Source organism: Algoriphagus aquimarinus, assembly GCF_900112005.1.
Classification (GTDB): domain Bacteria; phylum Bacteroidota; class Bacteroidia; order Cytophagales; family Cyclobacteriaceae; genus Algoriphagus; species Algoriphagus aquimarinus.
Map to the genome: position 1 here is coordinate 1 of NZ_FOKK01000031.1, position 24,480 is coordinate 24,480.

General features: G+C 39.4%; 13 protein-coding genes. 12 read left to right on the forward strand and 1 reads right to left on the reverse strand.

Annotation, left to right across the window (positions count from 1 at the left end; translation table 11 throughout):
• Nucleotides 1–216: 216 nt before the first annotated feature.
• Nucleotides 217–1,233, reverse strand: coding sequence for a LacI family DNA-binding transcriptional regulator (locus BM291_RS21360; RefSeq protein ID WP_092901897.1), 1,017 nt, complete (start codon nucleotides 1,231–1,233; stop codon nucleotides 217–219).
• Nucleotides 1,234–1,501: 268 nt separating this feature from the next.
• On the opposite strand from BM291_RS21360, the gene BM291_RS21365 reads away from it, so the two are divergent.
• The 12 genes from BM291_RS21365 (at nucleotide 1,502) to BM291_RS21420 (ending at nucleotide 23,753) form a co-directional block, all read left to right on the forward strand.
• A complete protein-coding gene (locus tag BM291_RS21365) occupies nucleotides 1,502–3,298 on the forward strand; it encodes an FAD-dependent oxidoreductase (RefSeq protein ID WP_092901900.1) in 1,797 nt (598 codons plus the stop codon).
• The gene (locus BM291_RS21370) at nucleotides 3,295–4,386 is read left to right on the forward strand and encodes a hypothetical protein (RefSeq protein WP_092901903.1); all 1,092 of its coding nucleotides are present in this window, start codon (nucleotides 3,295–3,297) and stop codon (nucleotides 4,384–4,386) included. The genes BM291_RS21365 and BM291_RS21370 overlap by 4 nt, the downstream gene beginning before the upstream one ends.
• Nucleotides 4,376–4,900, forward strand: coding sequence for a TlpA family protein disulfide reductase (locus BM291_RS21375; RefSeq protein WP_092901906.1), 525 nt, complete (start codon nucleotides 4,376–4,378; stop codon nucleotides 4,898–4,900). The genes BM291_RS21370 and BM291_RS21375 overlap by 11 nt, the downstream gene beginning before the upstream one ends.
• Nucleotides 4,901–5,325: 425 nt before the next feature.
• Nucleotides 5,326–8,340 carry a SusC/RagA family TonB-linked outer membrane protein gene (locus BM291_RS21380; protein WP_092901909.1) on the forward strand — a complete coding sequence of 1,005 codons (3,015 nt, stop codon included), beginning with the start codon at nucleotides 5,326–5,328 and terminating at the stop codon, nucleotides 8,338–8,340.
• A gap of 19 nt (nucleotides 8,341–8,359) precedes the next feature.
• Nucleotides 8,360–9,844, forward strand: a complete 1,485-nt coding sequence (locus BM291_RS21385; protein ID WP_092901912.1) for a RagB/SusD family nutrient uptake outer membrane protein — start codon at nucleotides 8,360–8,362, stop codon at nucleotides 9,842–9,844.
• A 125-nt stretch (nucleotides 9,845–9,969) separates the two neighbouring features.
• Complete coding sequence (locus tag BM291_RS21390) at nucleotides 9,970–11,628, forward strand: sodium:solute symporter family protein (RefSeq protein ID WP_092901915.1); 1,659 nt, start codon at nucleotides 9,970–9,972, stop codon at nucleotides 11,626–11,628.
• Between the two features lie 7 nt (nucleotides 11,629–11,635).
• Nucleotides 11,636–13,924: an FAD-dependent oxidoreductase gene (locus tag BM291_RS21395; RefSeq protein ID WP_317045699.1), complete on the forward strand. Its 2,289-nt coding sequence runs from the start codon at nucleotides 11,636–11,638 to the stop codon at nucleotides 13,922–13,924.
• Nucleotides 13,925–14,107: 183 nt separating this feature from the next.
• Nucleotides 14,108–16,696, forward strand: coding sequence for a beta-L-arabinofuranosidase domain-containing protein (locus BM291_RS21400; protein WP_092901918.1), 2,589 nt, complete (start codon nucleotides 14,108–14,110; stop codon nucleotides 16,694–16,696).
• Entirely contained in the window at nucleotides 16,693–18,999 is a 2,307-nt protein-coding gene (locus BM291_RS21405) for a TIM-barrel domain-containing protein (protein WP_092901922.1), read from the forward strand. The genes BM291_RS21400 and BM291_RS21405 overlap by 4 nt, the downstream gene beginning before the upstream one ends.
• Before the next feature lie 6 nt (nucleotides 19,000–19,005).
• The gene (locus BM291_RS21410; RefSeq protein WP_092901925.1) at nucleotides 19,006–21,309 is read left to right on the forward strand and encodes a discoidin domain-containing protein; all 2,304 of its coding nucleotides are present in this window, start codon (nucleotides 19,006–19,008) and stop codon (nucleotides 21,307–21,309) included.
• A 58-nt stretch (nucleotides 21,310–21,367) separates the two neighbouring features.
• The gene (locus BM291_RS21415; protein WP_139229169.1) at nucleotides 21,368–22,882 is read left to right on the forward strand and encodes an alpha/beta hydrolase fold domain-containing protein; all 1,515 of its coding nucleotides are present in this window, start codon (nucleotides 21,368–21,370) and stop codon (nucleotides 22,880–22,882) included.
• A gap of 76 nt (nucleotides 22,883–22,958) precedes the next feature.
• Entirely contained in the window at nucleotides 22,959–23,753 is a 795-nt protein-coding gene (locus tag BM291_RS21420; protein ID WP_092901931.1) for a DUF4886 domain-containing protein, read from the forward strand.
• Nucleotides 23,754–24,480: the final 727 nt, after the last annotated feature.

The following is a 24,480-nucleotide window of genomic DNA, read 5'->3' on the forward strand; positions in this document are numbered from 1 at the left end:
GGATCTCATGAAAATGAAACCTATTATGTCATCATCGTTGTGGGAGAAAATTCACACGAAAAGATGTCTAGGTATGTAATAAATATCATCAAGCAAGAAGATCTTGATACAGAAAAAGTCCATGTAGCTTCTGTTACCGACAAAATTCAGACTGAAGGAAGCTATTAGATAAGTGTTGATTTTTAGTATAAATAGAAAACCTTATTAAAGTAAAAATTATGTGCTTTCTCTGATTACCAGAACAGGTTTGATTGTCCGATGATGAGGTTGATGTTCTTCATCCTCTGAGTTAATTTCTTCTAAAATTAGATTAGCAGCAAGTTGCCCCATTTCAAAAGAAGGTTGAGACATGGTCGTCAGAGAAGGAGTGACGAATCTGCATATATCATCATTTCCAAATCCAGCTATTGCCAAATCCTCAGGCACTCTTATTCCCAGTTTTTTACTTGCTTTTAATGCACCAATAGCTAATATATCTGCGAAGCAAAATAGGGCATCAGGTTTATCTTCCATTTCCCAAAGCTTAATTAAGGCATTTTCAGCAGCCTCAAAAGTAAAATCACTTATTTCCAGTATGAGATTTTGGTCAAAATGAAGGTCGTTGTCTTTATGGGCTTCCTTAAATCCATTTAGACGGTCTTCGCATACTCCGAGTGACATGGGGCCACTTAGATAGGCGATTTTTCGTTTCCCCCTGTCTATCAGGTGCTGAACCACTTCTTTGGAACCGTTAAAATCATCAGTAATCACCTTCGAGGAATTTATTTCTGAACATACTCTTTCAAAAAGTAATACAGGAATTCCCCTGTTCATGATACTTTGAATGTGATTGTAAGTATTCGTCTCTTTTGACAGAGCTAATAAGATCCCGTCCACCCGGCTATTTGCCAGTGTTTCTACAATTTCAACTTCCTTTTGAAATGACTCGGCTGATTGAAAAATCATCACTTTATACCCTTTGTCATAGGCCACATTCTCAATACCTGATATAGAATTGGACCAAAACTGTCGGTTGATTGTAGGAACGACTACACCTAAGATTTTTGATTTTTTACTACTCAAACTACTAGCGAGGAGATTGGGATGATAGTCCATTTCTTTAGCCATCTCCATGACAGCAAGTTTTGTCTCCCGCTTGATATCAGAGGATCCTCGAAGAGCTCTTGATACTGTAGCAATTGAAATGCTTAGCCTTTCAGCTATATCTTTAATTGTGGTTACTTTCTTACTCATATATTACCCTCCTGTGCTAATGACCATTCCAAGTTAAGTAAACTACTCAGTTCATCAATCTTATCTGTGCACTCACCGAGGTGGTTTTAATGCATTTTAAGATATGTAGTGTTATTGAATTCTTAAGAAATCAGCTTATTTATTATAAAGAAGGCAATTGATAACGTTACCGAAAACGTTTGCAGTATAAAGTTTTGGTTTTTAGGTTATTGTAGATGTTTTGTTTCGTAATCTATAAGTAATTTAGAGTTCAATTTATGATATGCCCATGATTTATAGAATAGCTACTTTCCTGTTAGTCTCATTTTTCTCTTTTCAGTTATCTTTTGCTCAACGTGTATTAATTGAAGCAGAAAGTTTTGATGATCCAGGAGGATGGGTTGTCGACCCACAATTCGTTGAGCAGATGGGATCTCCCTATCTAATGGCGCATGGCATGGGAACACCAGTTGCAAATGCACATACTAAGTTTAAACTTGACGAGGCAGGAGAATATCATATCTGGGTTCGTTCTAAAAATTGGGCGCCAGGAGACTGGGAAGCGCCAGGGAGGTTTCAAGTAGCAATCAACGGACAAACTTTGCCTGAAACTTTAGGAACAACTCCGGGATGGTCTTGGGAATATGCAGGTAAAGTAAGTCTTAAGGCTGGTGCTACCGAAATTGATTTGATCGATCTAACAGGATTTAATGGTAGATGTGATGCTATATTTTTTAGTACTGACGAAACTACTCCACCACGTGGAAATGCAGAATTGGCTACATGGAGGATGAAGGAGTCAAATGAAGCTTCAAGTCCAGAGGAGGTCTTGGAGTTTGACTTAGTAGTTGTAGGTGGTGGCATTGCAGGATGTGCTTCTGCTATTGCTGCAGCTGAACAAGGATTGAAAGTTGCGTTGATTCATGATCGTCCGGTTTTGGGTGGGAATGCTAGTAGCGAGATCAGAGTGCACACGCTAGGGATTTACGGTCATTTCGAAAGGATTCTCAGAATGCTGGATACCGAGCATTATCCTAATGGTTCTCCAGAAGCATATCAGGATGAAATTAAGAGGCATAAGAATGTAGAAAAATATGAAAACATCCATCTTTTCACCAATTGGAGGGCCTATGATGCCAATACAAATGGAAATAGGATAGAATCAGTAGATGCTAGACATACTTCAGAGGGCAAGAGAATTCGCTTTGTAGCACCGAGATTTGTTGATTCTACCGGAGACGGTTGGATTGGGTTTTGGGCTGGAGCGGATTTCATGTATGGTAGAGAATCTGTCGACACCTATGGTGAAGCTTATGAGGAATGGGGAGAACTCTGGTCTCCAGAAGAAGCTGATGACTTCGTGATGGGTTCTTCAGTATTATGGAGAACTGTGAAAGCTGATGCTTCTACGGATTTTCCGGAAGTTCCCTGGGCAGAAGAAGTAGCTCAATCTCATGAAGCAACTGAAGGAACCTGGAAATGGGAACTTTCAAGGTTGGATCTTCATCAGATCGATGATGCAGAAGAAATAAGAGACCACATGCTGAAAGCAATCTATGGTTCCTTTGCCAATGCTAAAAAGACAGAAGCTTCAAAAGATCTTAAATTTGAGTGGATATCCTATTTGATTGGAAAGCGTGAATCCAGAAGATTGGTAGGTGATCATATTTTCACCTTTAATGATGTGACGGATTTACGTAAATTTGAAGACTCTGTCGTGATGGAAATTCGCGAAATAGATGTTCATTATCAGCAAAATCTAACGGATGAAGGTAAGCCTGACTTTCTTTCGGAGGCGATTTTTTACAAAACTCCACAGTATTACATTCCTTATAGATCTCTTTATTCTAAGAATATTGACAACCTATTTATGGCAGGGAGAAATTTTAGCTGTTCACACATAGGATTAGGTGGACCAAGAGTAATGCGAACCACAGGTCAAATGGGAGCTGCAGTAGGAATCGCTGCGGTCATTTGTGAAAAATATGGGATAGACCCACGTGAAGTTTATACGGACCACTTGGAAGAATACATGGCCTTGATCAAAGCACAAAAGACTTACAATACGATAGCTCCCAAAAAGTGAAGTCTTTCAAACTTGTAGGCTTGGCGCTACTTTGGCTGGGATTGGTAGGGAAGGAGCATAATCAGAATCCTCTATTTTTCGAATTGCCTCTGCAAATAGAGGATTCATTTGAAAGAATTGAAATGGCGGAATTGATGGAGGAGGGCTTTATTGAGCCAATTTCCCTAGCGTTGATCAGGGATTCTGAAAGACCATTATTCTATGAGTCAACAATTAGAACTACAGTATGTGACGATGAGATTTGTGAGATAATGTACATTAAACTGTATTGGGACCTGGTCGGTGACTATGTGGGGTATGATACAGTTGCGATGCATCCTTTGACAAAATTTGATCACGAGCCTTTTACTGAAAACGATTATAGTAAACTTCATGAATTGCTGAGCAATGATGGCTCAATTCTAAAATTCAAGCAAAAGAGCGAGTTAATAGACAAAGAGAAAATCAAAGCTTCCGATGTCGTAGATGGAACTACAGGTGCTACGGCATTAGAGATAAAGGACGAAGTAGTAGAAGGCGCACTTTATTCATCTTACACGCTTTGGCATTTGTCACATAGTGGTAAGATTAAGAATATGATTAATGACCATACTGAAAAACTATATAATTCCTTGCTTAAAGAAGATTTTATTACTTCAGGAAGGACTGGTTATAAGTATTTTGTGATTCAAAGATTGACAGATCAGGATTATATATCTGATACAGATTTGTGGACTGACCTTTTGATTAATGATATTCCACTAGCAAAGAAAAAAATACTAAGTAGTCTTCCGGATATACTTTTAGATAAAGAATCTGTTCAACTAGAATTAGTAACCTTGTTTTCATCACTGGATGTGAATTCCCGGACTATTTTGTTGAATAGATTGCAACGTGTTCCAATTGTTTATCAAGCTACATTGGAGGAGTTGTCTAAGAGTATTAGCTTTATGAATAAAAATCAAACGAATGTATTTTTATCTCTTGTTGAAGGGAAGTTGTTTGAAGGAGATGTGCTCGTTACCAATATGAAAAATGCTATTATCAATTCTAAATTTGTATACGGGTATTTGATTGAAGATTTTATAAGAATCAATTATGAAGATTAATTCAAAAAGTTATTTAGTTATTTTTTCTATTTTACTTAGTTGTTATAGTAGTTTTGCTCAGAATTTAGAATTGAAAAATCAACCTTCTCCTACTTTCGAGTTACTGTCTCACAGTGGCATAGAATTTAAGCTAGAAGATGCTAAAGGTAAAGTAGTCGTTTTAGATTTTTGGGCAACCTGGTGTGCTCCTTGTATTAAAGCATTTCCTGCTATGATTGCGGTAGAGAAGACCTTTTCCTCTGATAATGATGTGATTTTCCTTTATGTAAATTCATTAGAAGTTAAAGGTAAAACAACCGATAATGTCTTTGATTTTCTTCAGAAAAGAGGCTTGGATATTAATTTTTATAAGGACAAAAATGATGTTGTTGCCAAGGTTTTTGGTGTAACTGGTTTGCCTGTCAAAATAGTAATAGATAAATCGGGAATCGTTAGATATATGGATTCAGGGTTTGCTGGTGATAACCAAAAGTTAGTTGCCAAATTAACTGACGAAATTGAGCGTCTAAGATAAGTCTTAGAAAGTGCTTATTTTTTAATTTTATATAGACATAAAGTCTTTAAATCAATTCTTCTCTAGAATTTTCTCTTTATTGTTTTGTTCATGCCTATTAAAAATAGGCGGTTAAAAAGAATTTGTTTCTATCCATTTCCGTTTAGTGAGTGGAATCAAATTGGGTAGTGCTGGAAAGCCCTAATATATTGAATTTTCCGATTATTGTATTGCTAAATAATCCCTCATTATTTTATCATTTTGACAAATGAAAACCCTTCCGATAACGTTCTCAATGTAAAAATTCGCACTATGTTAAATTTGTCTTTATCAATCTATTTTAGAGACGTATATTAGGGAAATGTTTGATCGGGTAGGTATATAGAGTCTATACGACACAAATAATGATTAATCCAAAAAAATAGTAAACTAAAATAACCTGATTTATGAAAACAAAGTTATTTATGCTTTTTTTTAGCATATTCTGTTTTCAGATTCTACCAGCATTTTCTCAGCAGACTACAGTTCGTGGGAAAGTTTTAGATGAATCTGAACTGCCACTTCCAGGGGCGAACGTATTAATAAAAGGTACGACAGTGGGTACGGTTACCGATATGGATGGGAATTTTACTATTAACGCTCCTGCTAATGAGTCCGTTATAGTTTTCTCCTATTTAGGATACCTATCAAAGGAAATAGTAATTGGTTCCCAAACTTCCATTACGGTAAGGCTTGAGCCAGATTTGAGTGAGTTAGATGAAGTTATTGTAGTTGGTTATGGTACTCAAAGGAAAATTGAGACTACTGGAGCAATAGCATCTATCAAAGCCGATGAGCTGGTTCAGACTCCTATTGCGAATGTTGCTCAGGGATTACAAGGAAGAATAGCGGGTGTTCAGGTGGTTCAGAACTCTTCCGCACCAGGAGGAAGTGTAAGTGTGCGTGTAAGAGGAACTAACTCTATTAGAGGTAGTTCAGAACCTCTTTATATAATTGATGGAGTACAGGTTTCTAATGGTGGTGGAATAAATGATTTATCCCCGCTGTCTACTATCAATCCAAATGATATTGCGTCAGTAGAAGTACTTAAAGATGCTTCTTCAACTGCTATTTATGGTGCCAGAGGTGCTAATGGGGTAGTAATAGTAACTACTAAGCGTGGTACTTCAGGTCGAACTGTGGTGACTTATGATGGTTATTATGGAGTTCAGCAAACGGGTAAACAACTAGAAATGCTGGATGCATCTCAATTTGCTGAATTAGAGAATGAAGTTTACAAGCGAGTTATTTTTGACAATCCTAGCGCAGAAGGTGTTGGCACTAACTGGCAAGAGGTAATTTTTAGAGATGCGCCTATTCAAAGCCATCAACTATCTGTAATGGGAGGGAATCAGAAAACTCAATTTGCCTTATCAGGAAATTTCTTCGATCAAGAGGGAATATTGCTCAATTCTGATTTTAAGAGATATTCTCTAAGAATTAATTTAGACCATAAAATTAATGACAGGGTAAAGGTTGGAACAAGTATTCTTGGAAGCCAGAATATCAATAATTCCATTCCAACTGGTTCAACAAGTTTGGATGGTGCAGCAATCACCTCAAGTATGGTAGGTGCGGCTCTTGGAGCTCCTCCAACTTTACAACCTTTTGATGATAATGGTAATTTTTGGCCATTCGCAGACCAAGTTGAAGGAGGTTATAGAGAAGTTGTCAACCCATTGGGACTTTCTGCAATCACTAATACAACTTCCACTCAACGGATTTTAGCTAATTTATTTGCTGAATTTGAAATTGCGAAGGGGCTAACTTATAAGTCTACATTTAATGCAGTTCTTCAGAATGATTTAAATGATTATTATTCTCCGCTATACATAATAGGTGAAGGCGATATCAATTCTAACTCTGGTACAGGCAGAAAGATTAATAGAGATTTGAACACGCTTCTACATGAAAGCATAATTTCTTATAGTAAGAGATTTGGTGATATTCACTCCCTGAAATTTACCGGTGTGTTCTCTACACAATCAGATCAATATAGAGTTAATCAGATCAATGCTTCTGGTTTTCCAAATGATGCGACCTTAAATGAAGCACTTCAAGTTGCTCAAAATATTACAGCCTCGAGTAGCAGACAAAGTGAGCGTCTAGATTCCTACATGGGAAGAGTTAATTATGGCTATAAGGACAAGCTTTTTGTTGATTTGACAGCTAGAACTGATGGATCCAGCAAATTTGGACAAAATAACAAGTATGGATTTTTTCCAGCAGTTTCCGCTGCCTGGAGAGTGTCTGAAGAAGAATTCTTCAAGAATATCAGTGCAATTTCTGATTTTAAGATTCGAGGATCTTATGGTTTGACAGGTAATGCAGGGGCTATTTCACCTTACCAATCTTTGGCAACCATTGGCTCTGGATCTTCCTATAACTTGGGCAATTTGTATGCAACAGGTTTGGCTCCTAATGGAATTGCAAACCCTGATTTAAGATGGGAGCGTTCTTTTCAGACAAACTTTGGTATTGATTTAAGTTTTCTTGATGATAGATTCAACTTCGTAGCTGACTATTATATAAAGAGAACTGAAGATCTACTTTACACTAAAATATTGCCACAGAGTTCAGGCTATGGTTCTATCGTAGGTAATTTTGCTGAACTACAAAACAAAGGTTTGGAAATGTCCTTGTCTGCGGTTGTAATCAATAAGGCGCTCAACTGGAATGTCAACGCAAATATTTCCTTTAATAGAAATAAAGTGCTTGGACTTGACGGTGATGTCAATGAAGCATTCGTCAACTCTTACAGTGTAGTTTCTGTAGGTCAACCGTTAGGTGTTTTTAAGACATTTGTTTTTGATGGCATTTATCAAACAGGAGAAGAGATTCTTCCAGGCTCTGGAAGTAGAACTGGAGGTACCAAAGTAAAAGATATCAACGAGGACGGAATGATATCTAACGCTGACCAGGTAATTACGGGAAACCCTAATCCTGACTATGTTTTTGGAATATCTAATAACCTTAGCTATAAGGGTTTTGATCTGAATTTTTTCATTTCAGGTTCTGTGGGTAATGATATTTATAATGTGAGTAGATATACTCTTGAAAATCCTTTGGGTAACAGAAATGTTCTTGCAGGTCTTGCTGACAGATGGTCTCCTACAAATCCTTCTCAGGAGTATGTGTCTGGTTTTCAGGGCGGAAGACTGCCGATTTCAGATCGCTTCTTGGAAGATGGTACCTATATTAGACTAAAGAATATCTCGTTAGGCTATACTTTGACGGATGTCAAAGGATTCCAGAAGATTCGGGTTTACCTGAGTAGTAATAATTTGCTGACTAGCACAAATTATACAGGATATGATCCTGAAGTCAACTCTTATGGTGGATCTAACACTGCTATAGGAATTGACAACTTGGTTTACCCTGTTGCTAAATCATACTTGGTTGGTGTCCAGATATCTTTCTAACTCCCAAAAAAATTACTAAATGAAAAATTTACTTTCAATACTTTGTGTCATTTGGCTCGCTTTCGGATTAACATCCTGTGAGCTTCAGGAAGATGTTTATTCTAGTATTACTACAGATAACTTCTTCCAAACTGCCGGCGATGCCGAAACGGCTTTAATAGCTGCATATGATCCCATGGCTGATTTGTTCAATGCGGCTACGCATTCTTCAGATTTTGGTACAGATCAGATTTATCCACGACCTGTTGTGGCTAGAGATACTTATACCTTGTTTACTTACGACCAAAATTACTCTTCTCAAAAAAGTTTTGGTAGAACTTTCGAATCTCCTTTTCAAACATGGACCTCATGCTATGCGGGTATAGAACGAGCAAACTGGATTCTTGATAAAGTTCCAACTATTGTAATGGATCAAACTAGGAAGAGCTCAATTTTGGGGGAAGCGTATTTCCTGAGAGCTTTCTATCTATGGATGCTTACTAAGAACTTTGGTGATGTGGTGATTAAAACTGCTCCAAGTAAAAGTGAACTTGATGCCTACAATCCAAAAAGTTCTATGGCTGAAGTTTATGGTCAGATTTTCGAAGATTTAGATCTAGCAGTTATGAATTTAACATCATATGCTACACAGACACCTCAATTTGGAAGACCGTCCAAAGAGGCTGCTATGGCTCTTTATGCAAAAGCTGCTTTGTATGGTGGTGAATTTCAGACTTCATTAGATATGGCAGAGGCTGTTATTAATTCTGGAAGCTATCGCCTATTGGATTCTGTAGAGGATGTATTTGATGTAGATAAAGAGACAGAGGCTCGTGCCGAAAACATCTGGTCGTACGAGAGTATTTCTGCAGTGCCGGGTAGAGGAACTCAAGTACCTTCTTTATATGGACCTGCAAGTAGCTCAGGACCTGAATATGGCAACAGTTCGTATGGATCTGCCTTTGCATATCAATCCTTCTACGATTCATTTGATCCAAAGGATCAGCGAAGAAATCTATTAGCGACTTCATACATCAATAAAAGTGGTGTAGTTGTACCTCAGGAAAAGATCACGCCCGTAACCAAGGACGGTGTCTTAGTAGGCAAATTTAAAGATCCAAACTCCAACGGGAACAGTTATGCTATTAACCTCCCGATAATCAGAATGGCAGATGTCTATTTGATAGCTGCAGAAGCAGAAGCTAAGTTGAATGGATCATCCAGTAAAGCTTATGGTTTTATAGATAAGGTTAGAAATAGAGCTGGTTTGGATGACTTGAATGCTGGATTAGGTAAAGAAGAATTCATTAATGCTGTAATTCAGGAGAGATCTTGGGAGTTATTTGGTGAAGCCGATAGATGGTATGACTTAACTAGGACTGGGAAATTTTTAACAGTTATTCCAACTGCGGTTAATTCTATTTTCCCTGTAAGAAAACCAGAACCGAAGCACCGTTATTTCCCTATTCCTTTGGATGAAGTAAATGCAAATCCGCTTTTGGAGCAAAATCCTGATTGGCGATAGAGATTATTTTACCCGTAGTGTACTAGTGAATTTTACACTACGGGTAATTTTCAGTTCAGTGCTACATCGATAGCATATCAATAAACAAACTCTCAGCAAGCCTTAATAAGTTTGCTCATTTTAGTATGGATTACCTCGATTACACTACCATTATTCTCTTTACCCTGATCATCATGGTTGTGGGATTATCCTTTGGAAAACAGGGAGGAGATATGAAATCTTTCTTCGCTGCTGGAGGAGCCGTTCCTTGGGGAATAAACGGTCTTTCGCTGTTCATGAGTTTTTTCTCCGCAGGTACTTTTGTGGTCTGGGGATCAATTGCTTATGAGTATGGGCTTGTAGCGATCACTATACAGATGGCTATGTGTCTAGCTGGATTTTTGATTGGGTATTTTATAGCACCCAAGTGGCGAGGAACCAATGCATTAACAGTAGCAGAGTACTTGACCAAACGCTTTGGGCAGAAAGTCCAAAAATATTACACTTACCTCTTTTTGTTTTTGTCATTAGGCTATACAGGCGCTTTTTTATATCCTGTTGCCAAAATCGTCAACGTTTCTACTGGTTTTGATATCTACTATTCTATTCTTCTTTTAGGAGGAATCATCATGGTCTATACCGCGGTAGGAGGTCTATGGGCAGTGGTGGTGACAGATGTGCTACAGTTCGTGATACTTACAGCTGCAGTATTGATTGTATTGCCTTTATCAATAGATAAAGTAGGTGGACTAGCCACTTTCGCAGAAACTGCTCCTGAAACCTTTTTTAATGTATTTAATGGGGAGTATACTCCGCTATTTATAATAGCATTCTGTGCGTACAACTTAGTATTTATAGGCGGAAACTGGGCCTATGTGCAGCGCTACACCAGTACCAAAAACAAGAAATCAGCAAGTAAAGTTGGCTATTTATTTGGCGCTTTATACTTGGTAAGTCCGATTATATGGATGTTGCCGCCGATGATTTACAAAGTAATAAATCCTTCATTACAGGGATTAGAGGCTGAGGGAGCCTATCTAATGATCTGTAAGGAAGTGCTTCCGGTTGGAATGCTTGGACTGATGATCGGAGGGATGATTTTCGCCACTGCCAGTTCAGTCAATACGTCGTTGAATTTGGCCGCTGCAGTTCTTACAAATGATATTTATAAGCCCCTGAAACCAAAAGTATCGGATAAAAGTCTGATGCGTTTTGCACGATTGTCTACGCTAGTATTTGGTGTTTTGACAATCGGCGTAGCGTTTTTGGTACCTCTTGCTGGAGGAATAGTAGAGGTGGTTTTGAGTATAGGTGCTGTGACAGGTGGGGCACTTTATGGTCCTGCTATTTGGGCGCTATTCTCAAAAAAGCAAAATGGCACTTCAATTCTTGGTGTGACGATTATAAGTTTATCAGTCAACCTGTTTTTTAAATTTTTGTCTCCAACGCTCCTCGGTTTTTCTCTAGATAGAAGCGAAGAAATGATACTGGGAGTGGGACTTCCTTTCCTAATGCTTTTGGCATATGAATTAATTGGAAAAGAGAACGCCAGAGATCCCAAGTCTTACGCCATCGAAGAGGTAATCGATGAAGCCTCAATTTCAAGCGGAGAGATACAGAATTTGTATGGGATCAAAGTGCTTTCAATAGCGATGGCTACCATCGGCGCTTTATTCCTGATTCTTACATTTTGGGCAGATCAAGCTGCCATTTACTTAATGATCCTGGGTGTAGTGATCACCGGATTAGGAGGCTTGCTCTATCGGTATGCCACACAGTCTTTTAAACTTCAAAAAGAGAAATAATTCATTTATGCATACTATGATACTAGAAGGTATTGAAAGCGGAAAGAGAAAATCTCATTCGATAACGCTAGCTTCAGATTTGGTGATTGTGGGTGGGGGAATGGCTGGCACTTGTGCCGCAATTACTGCCGCAAGAGAAGGTTTGAAAGTTACTTTGGTTCAAGATCGACCTGTGCTCGGAGGAAATGCTTCCTCGGAAATCCGACTTTGGGTGCTTGGTGCGACCTCGCATATGGGTAACAATAATCGCTGGGCTCGAGAAGGAGGAGTCATCGATGAGTTGATGGTCGAAAATATGTACAGAAATCCAGAAGGTAATCCGATTATTTTGGATACCATCTTGATAGAAAAAGTGCATTTGGAGGACAATATCAAGCTTTTATTGAATACCAGTGTGTACGAGTTGGAGAAAAGAGGTGAGGATCAAATTGACTTTGTCAAAGCCTTTTGTAGCCAAAACTCCACCGAATATATCCTGTCTGCCCCCTTGTTTATGGATGCATCGGGAGACGGAATACTTGGATTTTTATCCGGTGCTGCCTTTAGAATGGGCGCTGAATCAAAGGAAGAATTTGATGAGCAATTTGCCCCTGATCACAAGTATGGAGAGCTTTTGGGACATTCCCTTTATTTCTATAGTAAAGACACAGGCAAGCCTGTTCGCTATATAGCTCCGGCATATGCCAATACAGAATTATCAAAATTGCCAAGATTCAAAACCTTTAACCTTCGGGAAGATGGCTGCAGACTTTGGTGGGTAGAATATGGTGGACGTACGGATACCATACACAACAGTGAAGATATCAAATGGGAGCTCTGGCGGATTATCTATGGGATTTGGGATCATGTCAAAAACTCTGGCCAATATCCTAATGTAGAAAACCTGACTCTAGAGTGGGTGGGCACTATTCCGGGTAAAAGAGAAAGCCGAAGATTTGAAGGAGATTACATCATGCATCAAAAGGATGTGGTAGAGCAGCGAGAGCATTTTGATGCTGTTTCCTTTGGTGGATGGGCGCTAGATCTTCACCCTGCAGACGGGGTGTTCAGTGACAAACCTGGATGTACTCAATGGCATTCCAAAGGTGTCTATCAGATTCCTTTCCGAACGATGTACAGCAGAAATATTAAAAATCTGTTTTTGGGCGGAAGATTGATAAGTGCTAGCCATGTCGCATTCGGTTCTACACGAGTGATGGCTACCTGTGCTCACAATGGTCAAGCGATTGCGATGGCTGCCAAGCTTTGCAAAGAAAGGAATTTGCTTCCATCTGACTTGCTTGCCAGTGAACCTATGAAAGCGCTTCAAACCCTGTTAATTCAGTCGGGACAGTACATTCCTAAATTGAGTTTAGGGCTAGAAAACAACTTTCTACAAGATGCTGAAATCCAAGTTTCCAGTGAACTTGAACTTATTTCACTTCCAGTTGATGGACCATGGAAATCGTTGGAATTCTCTGTGGCTCAGTTGCTTCCTGTATCAGAAGGACAACAGCTTTCAGTGAAGTTGAGTATCAAGTCTAAGCAGAAATCTACGCTGAAGCTTGAAATTAGAAAGAGTCAGATCCTTGGTAATTATACCTTAGATGAGTTGGTGGAGCGAAAGGAAATAGATGTCAACGAAGGAGAACATTCCTATCAGATTGACTTTGATTTTAAAAGCAATACCACACAATATGTGGCTTTATGTCTAATGCAAAATGATGAATTGGAAGTAAAATGCTCTTCAACACGCTTGACTGGAGTACTTTCGATTTTCAATAAATTCAATAAGTCAGTTGCGACTAGTAGTATTCAATCTCCTCCTCCGGGAATTGGAATTGACGAGTTTGATTTCTGGGTTCCGGAAAGAAGACCAAATGGTTACAATCTTGCCTTTGAATTAAATGATCCTCTGAAGGCCTTTGGAAAGGACAACTTAAGGAATGGAGTATTCAGACCAACGGTAAAACCTAATGCCTGGGTTGCATCTATTGAAGACAAAAATCCTCAACTAAAACTTAGCTGGAGCTCGATCAAGTCAATAAAAGAAGTGACCTTGTTTTTTGATACTGATTTTGATCACCCGATGGAGTCTACATTGATGGGCCATCCTGAATCTGAGATTCCTTTCTGTGTTAAATCTTACAGAATTAAGGATGGGAATGGTAAGCTATTGCATACCCAGGAAGCCAATCATCAAACGATTAATATCATTTCATTTGAGCAAGCTGTCAGTACCAAGGAACTGATTATCGAATTGGATCACCCAAGTGAGAGCGTTCCTGCTGCATTATTCGGACTGATCTGTAAGTAAAATTCTTAATTGAAATTTTATATGAATAGCGAAGAGTTGCCAGTAGACTTACTTTCTTAGGTTTGCTGGCAGGAAGACCGAAGACGGGTGACCGATATGGTCTCAATTCTTAAGTTTTACATGCCCTATCAAGCATTTGTCAGGTTAAAGGCAAAGGCAGATACACATATAAATTAACTAATAATGAACCCTAAATTTCTTCTCTATAGCCTTTTCCTACTGATTTCTGGACAGCTATACGCTCAGCAAAAGGTTGCACTATCAAATCAGCGAATTCAGATCGAATGGACCGAATCTGCCAAGGGTTGGGAGATCTCCAACCTATCCATTAGGAATGGGGAATTTTGGCAGGCTTTAGAACATACCTCTGGAGAGTATATGCTTCTTTATGCTGATGAGAAACCAGGGGATGAACCTCAGGAGGAATTTCTCACAACTACAGGCAAGCCATTTCCAGGAGAGGAATATAAGTACATCATATCCACTTGGAAAGAAAGAACGTCTCCTGTGAATATGAATACTGCTGGGGAGGAATTGAGATTTTATCCTGACAAAGCTGAAAAGCTGAATGATTCAAGTATTCGATTTACTAAGACTACGGATAGAGGTAAGATCACGAGTGTTTGGACACTAGCTTCTGGGAATTCTACGGATATTTTTATTCGGCAAGAAATGAAGTCAACACTGAAGGGGTATTATTCTTTGGCTAGTCCCACACTGCTTACCATTCCTGAATCAGAGCTGCAATGGGCTACCGTTCCAGGATATTTTCATGGGAAAAAATTAGAAGAAAACATTCCGCTGTCCTATGCTTATGGGAATGGGGTTCCTGCTCGACCTATCGTGTTTAGCGAAAATACTGCGAGTACCTTGAGTCCTATGATCACCTCAGCAAAGGGCTTTACTATAGCAGTCATTCCTGATCCGGGATTGGATAGAGATCCATGGGAAGCTGATGAGAACACACATTCCAAATGGCAAATTGGGCTTTCGCATATGAACAGAAATGCGCAATTGTCACCATCCATTTATTATCCAGTTTTGGGAGAGGTAAATAGCGAAATGAAGCCTGGGGATACCATGAATTATGGATTTCGGGTAAGCATTGACACGGTGGATTGGTTTGCCATGCTAAATCATGCGGTTTATGATGTTTATGACTTTGAAGCTGGATTGAACCTCAGAAAAAACAAACAGTCTTTGAGCAATAGAGTGGAAGAGATGCATGACTACCTAATGGATCCAGAAACCTCTTTATGGCGCACTGAGGAATTTGATGGAAAGGAAATCGGAGCACAATCCTATCTAGGAGGCGTGGTAGGATCTGATAAGGATGCCATGAAGAATGCTGATTATGGAGCTATGTGGATGCTTGCAAAAAGCACTAAAAACCAGCAAATCAATCAGCAAATACTTCCATACGCGCTGAATTTTAAACTGAAACAACAACAAACCACCGACGGCTTTTTCAAGGGAGCGGCGATTGGTCAATATTACCTTTACAAATCAAAGAAATTTGTAGAAGAGTGGGGGCAGATGGTCGAGCCTATCGGTCTGATGTATTACATCATGCTTGATGTGGGAAATATCTTACTTTTTGAACCTGATAATGCTGAGCTGCAGCAACGCTTGAGGTATGGTGCCGATCTATTGGTGGACTGGCAGAAGGCTGACGGCAGTTGGGTTGCTGCCTATGAGAGAGACGAATCGGAGATCTTTCAAGAAGTGAAGGATTTCAGACCTACTTTTTATGGGTTGCTGGTAGCCTACAAGTTATTGGGCGATCAGAAATATCTTGATGCAGCTGTAAAAGGGGCTAATTGGTTTATTGCAAATGGAGTAGAAAATGGAAGTTTCCTAGGTGTTTGTGGGGATGTACGCTACATGCCTGATTTTGCAACAGGGCAAAGCGCACAGGCATTTTTAGATCTTTATGATCTAACCCAAGATGAGGCCTATAAAGATGCGGCGATTGCGACAGCAAAGATTTATACAACACATGTTTATACTCATCCCATTCCTACTCAAACTGTAAAATCTGTAAACGGGAAATCACTGCAAGATTGGGAAATCGCACAGGCAGGCTTGAGTTTCGAGCATGGAGGAGCGATTGGTTCGGCAAATGGTCATGGCCCTATTTTATTAGCAAGTCATGCAGGGATGTTTATTCGGATGTATGAATTGACTGGAGAGCAGATTTTTGCAGATATGGCACGTTCAGCAGCTATTGGTCGTGATGCCTTTGTAAATAAAGAAACGAGTGTTGCTTCATACTATTGGAAAGTCATGGATGCTGGTTCGGGCCCTTTCCCTCATCATGCTTGGTGGCAGATCGGGTGGATTACGGATTACCTGATGGCTGAGGTGGAAGTGCGCTCCAATCAAAATATCGTATTCCCTCGCGGATTTATCACGCCGAAAGTTGGGCCTCATCAAAGTTATGGTTTCGCTCCTGGGAAAGTGTTTGGTGAAAGTGCCGATCTGAGGATTTTAACAAAAGGCCTAACAGTTAGTAATCCGTCTTTGGAGCATATCGTTGCAGAATCGGAGGATGGAAAAACGCTTCATATTATCCTATTGAACCAATACTATCAACAGCAAGAAGGTACGATCATGTTGGATTTGAAAGAAGCTGGAATAGCCTCTGATGTAAAATCCATTCAGGTTTTGGATGCCAATGGGAAATCTATCAAGAAGCTGGAAAAAGAAGGGAAATGGAATGTAGCGATTGAAGGCTTCGGCATGTCAGTATTGAAAATAGAGTTGCAATGAGATCGTTATTTCTAGAAATTAAGTCATTTGTTTATTTACTCTTTTTTCCAATAATCCTGCTTTTTAGCTCCTGTGATGGGCAATCATCTGATGGAGATTTGATTCGAGTTGAATCGAACTCGATCACACTCCAACTGAGCAAGGCGAATTCTACATTTACTGTAGTGGATAATTCGGGAAAGGAAATTCTTCCGGCACATGCTGTGTCTGGAATTCTTTTTTCTGATAAAGACAATTCACCTTCCTCAGCACAAGTAGAAAGCTATGAGCTGAGTGCAAATGAACTTCGCGGAAAACTGAGAAATGCGGAAGGTCTTGCGGCTAATTTCCGAATGGTATTAGAAGCAGATCAGCTACATATAGAAATTTGGGCAGCGCAGGAAGATACCGAATTGGTGATGGAGATTCGTACAGCAAGCATGTCTCCAGTTTATGGCTTAGGAGATCATGGAGGATATGAGGGGAAGACAGACTTGTTTGGCTTTAGAAACGATCATTTTATGAATGATAAAACGGAAAGCTACAACTGGAATCATTATCGGTTTATATCCACATTTGCCATTTTTCCATCCAAGGGAATTGCTCAGGTGATATTTGACAAAGGTGAAAAAAGAATCGCGATAGACTCTGTAGAAAACAAAATGGGGGTGAGTGGTGCTCCCAAGCTTAACGCATATTACTTTTTTGGAGAGCCTAAGCAGCTGTATCAAAGCTATAATGAAGTAAGAGAACGTGAGGGCTATGGAAGTAAGAAGCCTAAATTTGATTTTTTTGAAATTGGCTACGAAGCATTTGGTTCCCTAGGTTGGAATACTTATCAATCTTCTGTTCAGGAGGATATTTCTACTTATTTGGAAAAAGGATATCCCTTAAAATGGGCGGTCGTGGGTAGTGGTTTTTGGAAAGGCGAGCGTAAGAAACCAACTGAAGGTACAACTACATCTTTTGGGATTTGGGACAGTATTCCTGAAGCTGGAAGAAACGATGGTCTGCCCAATCCAAGATATCCGAATGTCCAGGAACTGAAGGGATTTTTCAAGGAAAGAGGAATTAAACTTCTCTTGGGAAGTAGAATCAATTTTAAAGCATTGCCAGAAGACGGTGGAAATTATAATCCTACAAATGATGGATCATTTGTCTTAGAGGCAATGGATAAGGGATATTTCATCAAAAATGAATCTGGGTTAACTGAGGTTTTTGATGTTAATTTTCCTTCGGGAAAAACCTATTTACTCAATACGGAGATGCCTGAAGCCGTAGAATGGTTTGTTTCCAATTTTGACAAATGGGGAGTAGATGGTATCAAGGAAGATCTCATGCTTCAAGATGGCGTATTGTTGAATAATGATGGGAAGCAGAATGCTGTTAACGCGGCTTTTATGGATAAAGGCCAAATGGTCATGATTAGAAATTCTGCCTTTGGAGTTCCCGGTGATATTCTTCGAATGGAGGATACCAAGTATGGTTTTGATCAGGATCGAACCCCTATTAATGCGCTTAGTTATGCCTACAGCGGAGTTGGGAATATCTATCCGGATATTGTTGCAGGGAAGTATTTGACGAATCCCTTGACGGAAGATCAGAAGCGATATTTTGTTAGAAATGCAATGCTTGCAGCAGTAATGCCTGTAATGTCTCTGGGTTATGGCCCTTGGCACATGCAAAATGCAACCTATGAAGCTTCAGTGAAAAAAGCCGTGGACATGCACGTTCAGCTTATACCCTATATATATAATGAAGTGATCAGGGGATTTGAAACTGGTTTTCCTTATGCGATGACACCACTTCCATTGGCTTTTCCGCAGGATGAAAACACTTTTTACCTAGCCGATTCAACCAAACGTCAATACAGCTGGATGATTGGAGAGTCTTTGTTGGCCACTCCCGTTTTTGGAAATGATTATGCTAAAGCACAGTCTAGGGATCTTTATTTACCAGCAGGAAAGTGGATGGATTGGGAATCGGGAGAAGTATTGGAAGGTGAAAAAACCTATGCTGATTACAATTTACCAGATGATAAATTCCCATTGTTTATAGGAGGAAATGATTGCATCGTACTGCGCAAGAATGACAAAATCTACCTTTATTATTTCCCTTTAAATTTCAAGGGAAAAGATTATGAATTCACTTTTCCTGATGGAGAATCTCAGGCCCTAATAAAAACACCAAGTGGTGCAGGAGAATCCTATAGCATCACCGAAGATGGAATTGCTCACAGTGAATTAGCTTGGGATGAAGCAAGGAAGGGGTATTTCTTTGAGATTGAGCCAGGGAAAAGGTATCAGATACAAGAAAATAGATAAGAGAGAATGAAATATACTTACATCAAACTAATCGTTTTTGCTCTTTGGTTAAGTTCCATAAGCATAGTACATGCACAGCAAAATAACCTGTCACTGACGGGTACTGCAAGTGCAAGTTCTTCCCAAGAAGGATTCAATCCAGAAAAAGCAATTGATGGAAAAACTGATCCATCGAGTAGCTGGAAAAGTAATTCCGAAGATGAATTCAGTTGGCTAATGGTGCGGTTGCCTGGTGCAACTGAAATTTTGAGAATCGATCTAAGCCTGGCTGCTAGTTCAGTCATTTTGCCTGAGTTTAAGCTTCAGATCATGCACAATGGAACATGGCAAAACGTGCAAGAGGTCAAGGGAAATGCTCAAAAGGAAATATCCTTAGAATTAACAAAGCCTGTGCTTTCGGATCGTATTCGATTTTTTGCAGAAACGAATAAGGAATTAGCCATCACCGAATTGGCCATCTATGGTCAAGAGTATGTGGATAGTACTGCGATGGATGTCAAGAAGATTTTGGTCAATCAAAGTGGGTATAATCTCAATAGACCAAAGCGTTTTTCAGCACCTAGCTTAGCGGCTGATGCTGACTTTAATGTAGTCGATCAGTCCACAGGACAGGTTGTTTTCAAGGGGAAGCTAACGAATCACGTCGGGGACTTCTCTGATTTCAATCCCTTATCATCAGATGATTACGCGATTGTGGTGGCGGAGGAAGAGTCATTTCCTTTTCGCATTGGAGTGAATTGGATGGAGCGGGTGAGCTATCGAAATATGGTAGACTTCATGATAGGTTCCAGACATTACCTTGGTACTACCGATGCAATTAGGTCACTATCATGGGCATGGAGGGACGGTGATTTTTTCAACTGGGCACAGCAGAGTTTGGTATCCCTTTACCTTTCCAATCCTACCGCTTTTGAAAGAATGGAGCAAACTATTCACTATGTCCCTAACGATTCATTTTCTGAAGAATATGATGGTGCCTGGGGTGCCTTGGAACCGTATGCTGCAAATACCCCAGATATCGTACAGTTGATCCACTGGGATGCAGATGTGAAAATCTCCCATAAACTAGAGCATGAAATGCAAAAGGCGGAGTTGGCTTACTTTTTATATGCCTGGCCTTATTTGAAGCAGTGGCTACCTCAGCAGAATTTTGATGTGGTGTATGCCTATTTGCAACAAACCTGGGAAAAAGAGACGGTAGAAGAATACTCTACTACTAAATATGATTTGAGTCCAACTCATAATTTGCTGACACTTAAAACAAAGTTGGGCACCACCAAAGGAGAGCTTCCTCCTGGGCATTCTGTGATTCCAAATTTGATCATGTTTGAAGCAGCGAAAGGTAAAGGTGATCCTGAAGCTCAGAAGTACTTTGATGCAGCATTCAATCAGTTGGATTGGATGATCAAAAATCTGGATTGGAATGATCCGATGACTACAAAAGGGCAACGCATGTCTGAGCATATTACGATGAGAGCCTTTGCATTCTTCTTCTCTGAATATCCTGACAAATCACCTTCGGGATTAAAAGCGAAAGTGGCAGAATGGGCAAAAGTTGCAATTTCAAGGTCTGATAATTATTGGGATTTTAGAAAGTTTAGTGAGGATGAATGGACACCTCCAAGTTGGAATGAGACAGGTAATGTGTTAGGTCTTCCAGCGGCTTTGTTTTCGGCGATGTCAGTCTTGGATGATCAAGAAATGAAGCATTCATTGGAGATATTAGCTTGGTCTCACTTTGACAATTCCTTTGGCAGAAATCCCACAGGAAGACATTTTTCATATAGAGGACCTAGCGAAATAGAAGGAGTGGAGCTTGGTTGGTATAGCTTTCACAAGGGAGGAATTGGGCTGCTCGATGAAGTAAAGTTTGTCTTCGATGGTTCTCCGAAATCCTTCCATTACCCAAACCATCCAGAAGTTGGAGATCTGGGTTGGACAGAAGGTTGGGTTCAGTTTAATACCGCTTTCAATACGAGTATGGGCTACATGGCAAATTACTATACTTCCATTACTATGGAGCTGCAAAGCGATGAGTTGATTATCAAACTTAAAGCATCATTGAATTTTGACCCTACCAAAAAAGAGCCTGTCAACCTATTACTTAGCAATAGTAATGGACAAGATATCTGGGTGGAATTGGTGGAGGAGTCTCCTTATTCTGAAATTTATATTGGCAGATTTAAGATTACTAAAGGAAGCGTGGAATCAGGAGCAAAGAGCCTTGCGGTGAAATCCGGCGATGAACTTACTGTTAAGTATGGATATGGCTTTATGGAAAAAGTGGCTAAGTTGACTATTGAGAATTGAAGGATTTAATGCAATCAAACTCATAAGTTGGAGATCAGTAAATAATCTAAAAAGCTCAATGATACATCACTTTATTGCTAGTAAATATGTACTCAGGCTAGCTTTGATCGTATCTGTACTATTGCTAGTTTCTCAATATTCTATGGCACAGAAAGTACAAGTTGGACAGCAAAAGAAATATACTTTACTAGGACTTGGGGACTCTATTACTGAGGGAGGAAATGATTTTTCCTCGTATCTGTACCCACTTTGGGAGAAGTTATTTGTGGCAGGATATCAGGTTGAATTTATTGGGCCAAATCAAGCTCAAACAAGTATTGGAGGAATTGCTCATGCTGGATATAGTGGGAAAAATGCTGAGTTTTTAGGAGACAATATTGACAGTATATATTCCAAATATCCAGCAGACATCGTGTTGCTTCATGCTGGTCACAATCATTTTGCAGAAGAGAAGCCCATAGAGGGAATTATTGCTGCGCAAAAAAGTATCGTAGAGAAAATCAAGCTCATAAATCCTGACGCCAGAATTTTGCTTACCACCGTGGTAGAAAGCGGTAAGCTGCCCAAGTATTCTTATATACCTGAATTGAATAGCGGACTTGAACAACTGGTATCTGAGTTGCGAAAGGCATACGATGGGATCTACTTAGTAGATCAGGCAAGAAAATTCGACTGGCAAGAGGATACCATTACGGACATGGTACATCCAAATGATAGTGGTGCGAAGAAAATGGCGGACGTATGGTTTGAAAAACTCCAAAAAGTGCTAGACAAGCCTTTTGAAGCATTTGATCCTAAAATAGTAAGCTATAAAAACACAGATAAGGAAACATTAAAACTGCATATTTTTGAACCCTCTAAGAAGTTCAGAAATGAAAAAAAAGCATGTATTGTTTACTTCTTTGGTGGGGGCTGGAAGGTGGGAACAGCACTACAGTTTTATAGAGAAGCTGCATATTTCGCTTCCAAAGGCATAGTTGCAATTACCGCTGACTATAGAACAGAGTTTGATAATGGCACAACTGTTTTTGAAAGTGTAAGTGATGCTAAATCTGCCATCCGATGGATTAGGGCAAATGCCGACAAGTATGGGATTGACCCGGATAGAATCGCTGCAGCTGGAGCCTCAGCGGGAGGTCATTTAGCGGCCGCTACAGGTACAATTACCGGTTTTGAAGAGTCTAATGAAGATCATTCAATAAGCTCCAAATCAAACCTTAATCTGCTATATTATCCAGTATTAGATAATGGTCCGGATGGGTATGGGTCTACTGAGATGAAAACAAGGTATAAGGAGATATCTCCTTTGCATAATGTCAATGTAGATACGCCGCCTACTTTGATACTTTTAGGTACAGAAGATCCCTATTTGTCTGAACGTAAAGCGGAGGAATATATGAATGCCCTTCAAAATTTTGGAATTGACGGGGAATTGAAATTGTACCAAGGAGCGGCACATCCAATCTTTTTGTATCGCAAAGGCTACTCCGCGATCTATTTTCAAATGCTTCAAGATTCAGAGGATTTTCTAGAAAGACATGGCTATATGAAAGGTGTATCGAAGAAATTATAATACTTTATTATCCTGTGATTAACTATCAGTCATACCATCCTATACATCTGTTGTTCAATAATTTATTACTCCTGAAATGAAACAAGTAAAAATCTCACTAGTCCTTATATTGATTCTATGTTTGTGTTCAACGCAGCTAATTTTTGCTAGCAGCTCTGTTCAGAGAGCAGCTACAGATACTATTCGGGTGTTGACGATAGGTAACAGTTTTGCTGATAATGCGAGCCAATACTTACTAGAAATTACTCAATCTGTAGAAGGTTTCCATATTGTAATAGGGAGTGCAAATATTGGTGGTTCATCATTAGACAAACATGCGGACTACATAAAGAAAAATGAACAAGATTCCACATTTAAGCCGTATCGGGGCAAATCTTTGAAAGATATGTTGCTTCAAGAAAAGTGGGATGTGGTCACGATCCAACAGGTTAGTCATATGAGTTACAAGTCTGAGACTTATCAACCTTATGCTGATGAAATTGTTGATTTCGTCAACACCTATTCGCCTGATGCAAAGATTTACATTCATCAAACATGGGCTTACGCACCGGACTGTGAGAGGCTGGAAGGGTTTGGGATTACATCTGATCAAATGTATAAAGGCTTGAAAAAAAATTATAAAACATTGGCTAAGCATTACAATTCACCAATTCTGAAATCTGGTGATGCCTTTATTCATGCTTCCAAAGCATATAACATAGATCTATGGACCGCGGAAGATCGTTTTCATGCAAATAGTAATGGTGAATATTTGGCAGGATGTGTTTGGTTCTCAGAATTGTTTAATGTTTCGGCTAAGAAAATACAATTTGTACCAGAGGGTATGTCAAATGAGACAGCTGCTCTTTTACGGAATGCTGCTTCTAAGTAGGGTGATTATTGTATTATCAAATTGCATTAGCACTATTACACAGAGCCAACAATAGGTCCGGTTGGAGGGGAGTGTCTTGTCCTGATAAAACTTTACACAAATCATAAACTTTCGAAGAGGAAAATTAACCTGAGTACAGCACACGAGGCATCAAGCCAGCGCTCTTATCGCTGTGGGTCATATCTTAAATGAATGACCTTTTAGAAAATAGGCACTAATTCCCTTTGTGTGATCAAATTGCTTTATTGATGGATTAAAACTTTTGATGGTATTAATGTGCGATTAGTAGTAAGGAAAATAAATAGGTTATTGGCCAATTGATTAAAATGCTGTTGTGAAGTAACACTGCGAGGAATTTGGAGAATTTCAAAATGAAGCTACTTAAGCCTTATTTTCAACATATTCGGAATCAATAAAGCATTTCAGTTTCCAACCGTGACACAAAAAGTAACATAAATATCATGTATAGTGGCTTTTAACTTAACTTTTGCGTTTCACGGTAGTACTATATTTGTAGCTCGACAGTACTCTTCGGGTTAAATTTATAGCTAGTACTATGCAACGTTTTATTTTAGTAATGTTTTTTTTAGGGTGGATCACTTCTGAAGGTTTCGCTCAGAAGGATGTTTCAAATTCTAAAGATCATCCTCTTTTATCGAGGTATGAAGGATCATGGATTAAGCGGTATGATTACAAACAATTTGAATCGTACAGTTACCCCGCTAGC

Coding starts and splice junctions, on each gene's coding strand:
- BM291_RS21360 (WP_092901897.1), bottom strand. CDS start 1,233: ATGAGTAAGAAAGTAACCACAATTAAAGATATAGCTGAAAGGCTAAGC.
- BM291_RS21365 (WP_092901900.1), top strand. CDS start 1,502: ATGATTTATAGAATAGCTACTTTCCTGTTAGTCTCATTTTTCTCTTTT.
- BM291_RS21375 (WP_092901906.1), top strand. CDS start 4,376: ATGAAGATTAATTCAAAAAGTTATTTAGTTATTTTTTCTATTTTACTT.
- BM291_RS21380 (WP_092901909.1), top strand. CDS start 5,326: ATGAAAACAAAGTTATTTATGCTTTTTTTTAGCATATTCTGTTTTCAG.
- BM291_RS21385 (WP_092901912.1), top strand. CDS start 8,360: ATGAAAAATTTACTTTCAATACTTTGTGTCATTTGGCTCGCTTTCGGA.
- BM291_RS21390 (WP_092901915.1), top strand. CDS start 9,970: ATGGATTACCTCGATTACACTACCATTATTCTCTTTACCCTGATCATC.
- BM291_RS21395 (WP_317045699.1), top strand. CDS start 11,636: ATGCATACTATGATACTAGAAGGTATTGAAAGCGGAAAGAGAAAATCT.
- BM291_RS21400 (WP_092901918.1), top strand. CDS start 14,108: ATGAACCCTAAATTTCTTCTCTATAGCCTTTTCCTACTGATTTCTGGA.
- BM291_RS21405 (WP_092901922.1), top strand. CDS start 16,693: ATGAGATCGTTATTTCTAGAAATTAAGTCATTTGTTTATTTACTCTTT.
- BM291_RS21410 (WP_092901925.1), top strand. CDS start 19,006: ATGAAATATACTTACATCAAACTAATCGTTTTTGCTCTTTGGTTAAGT.
- BM291_RS21415 (WP_139229169.1), top strand. CDS start 21,368: ATGATACATCACTTTATTGCTAGTAAATATGTACTCAGGCTAGCTTTG.
- BM291_RS21420 (WP_092901931.1), top strand. CDS start 22,959: ATGAAACAAGTAAAAATCTCACTAGTCCTTATATTGATTCTATGTTTG.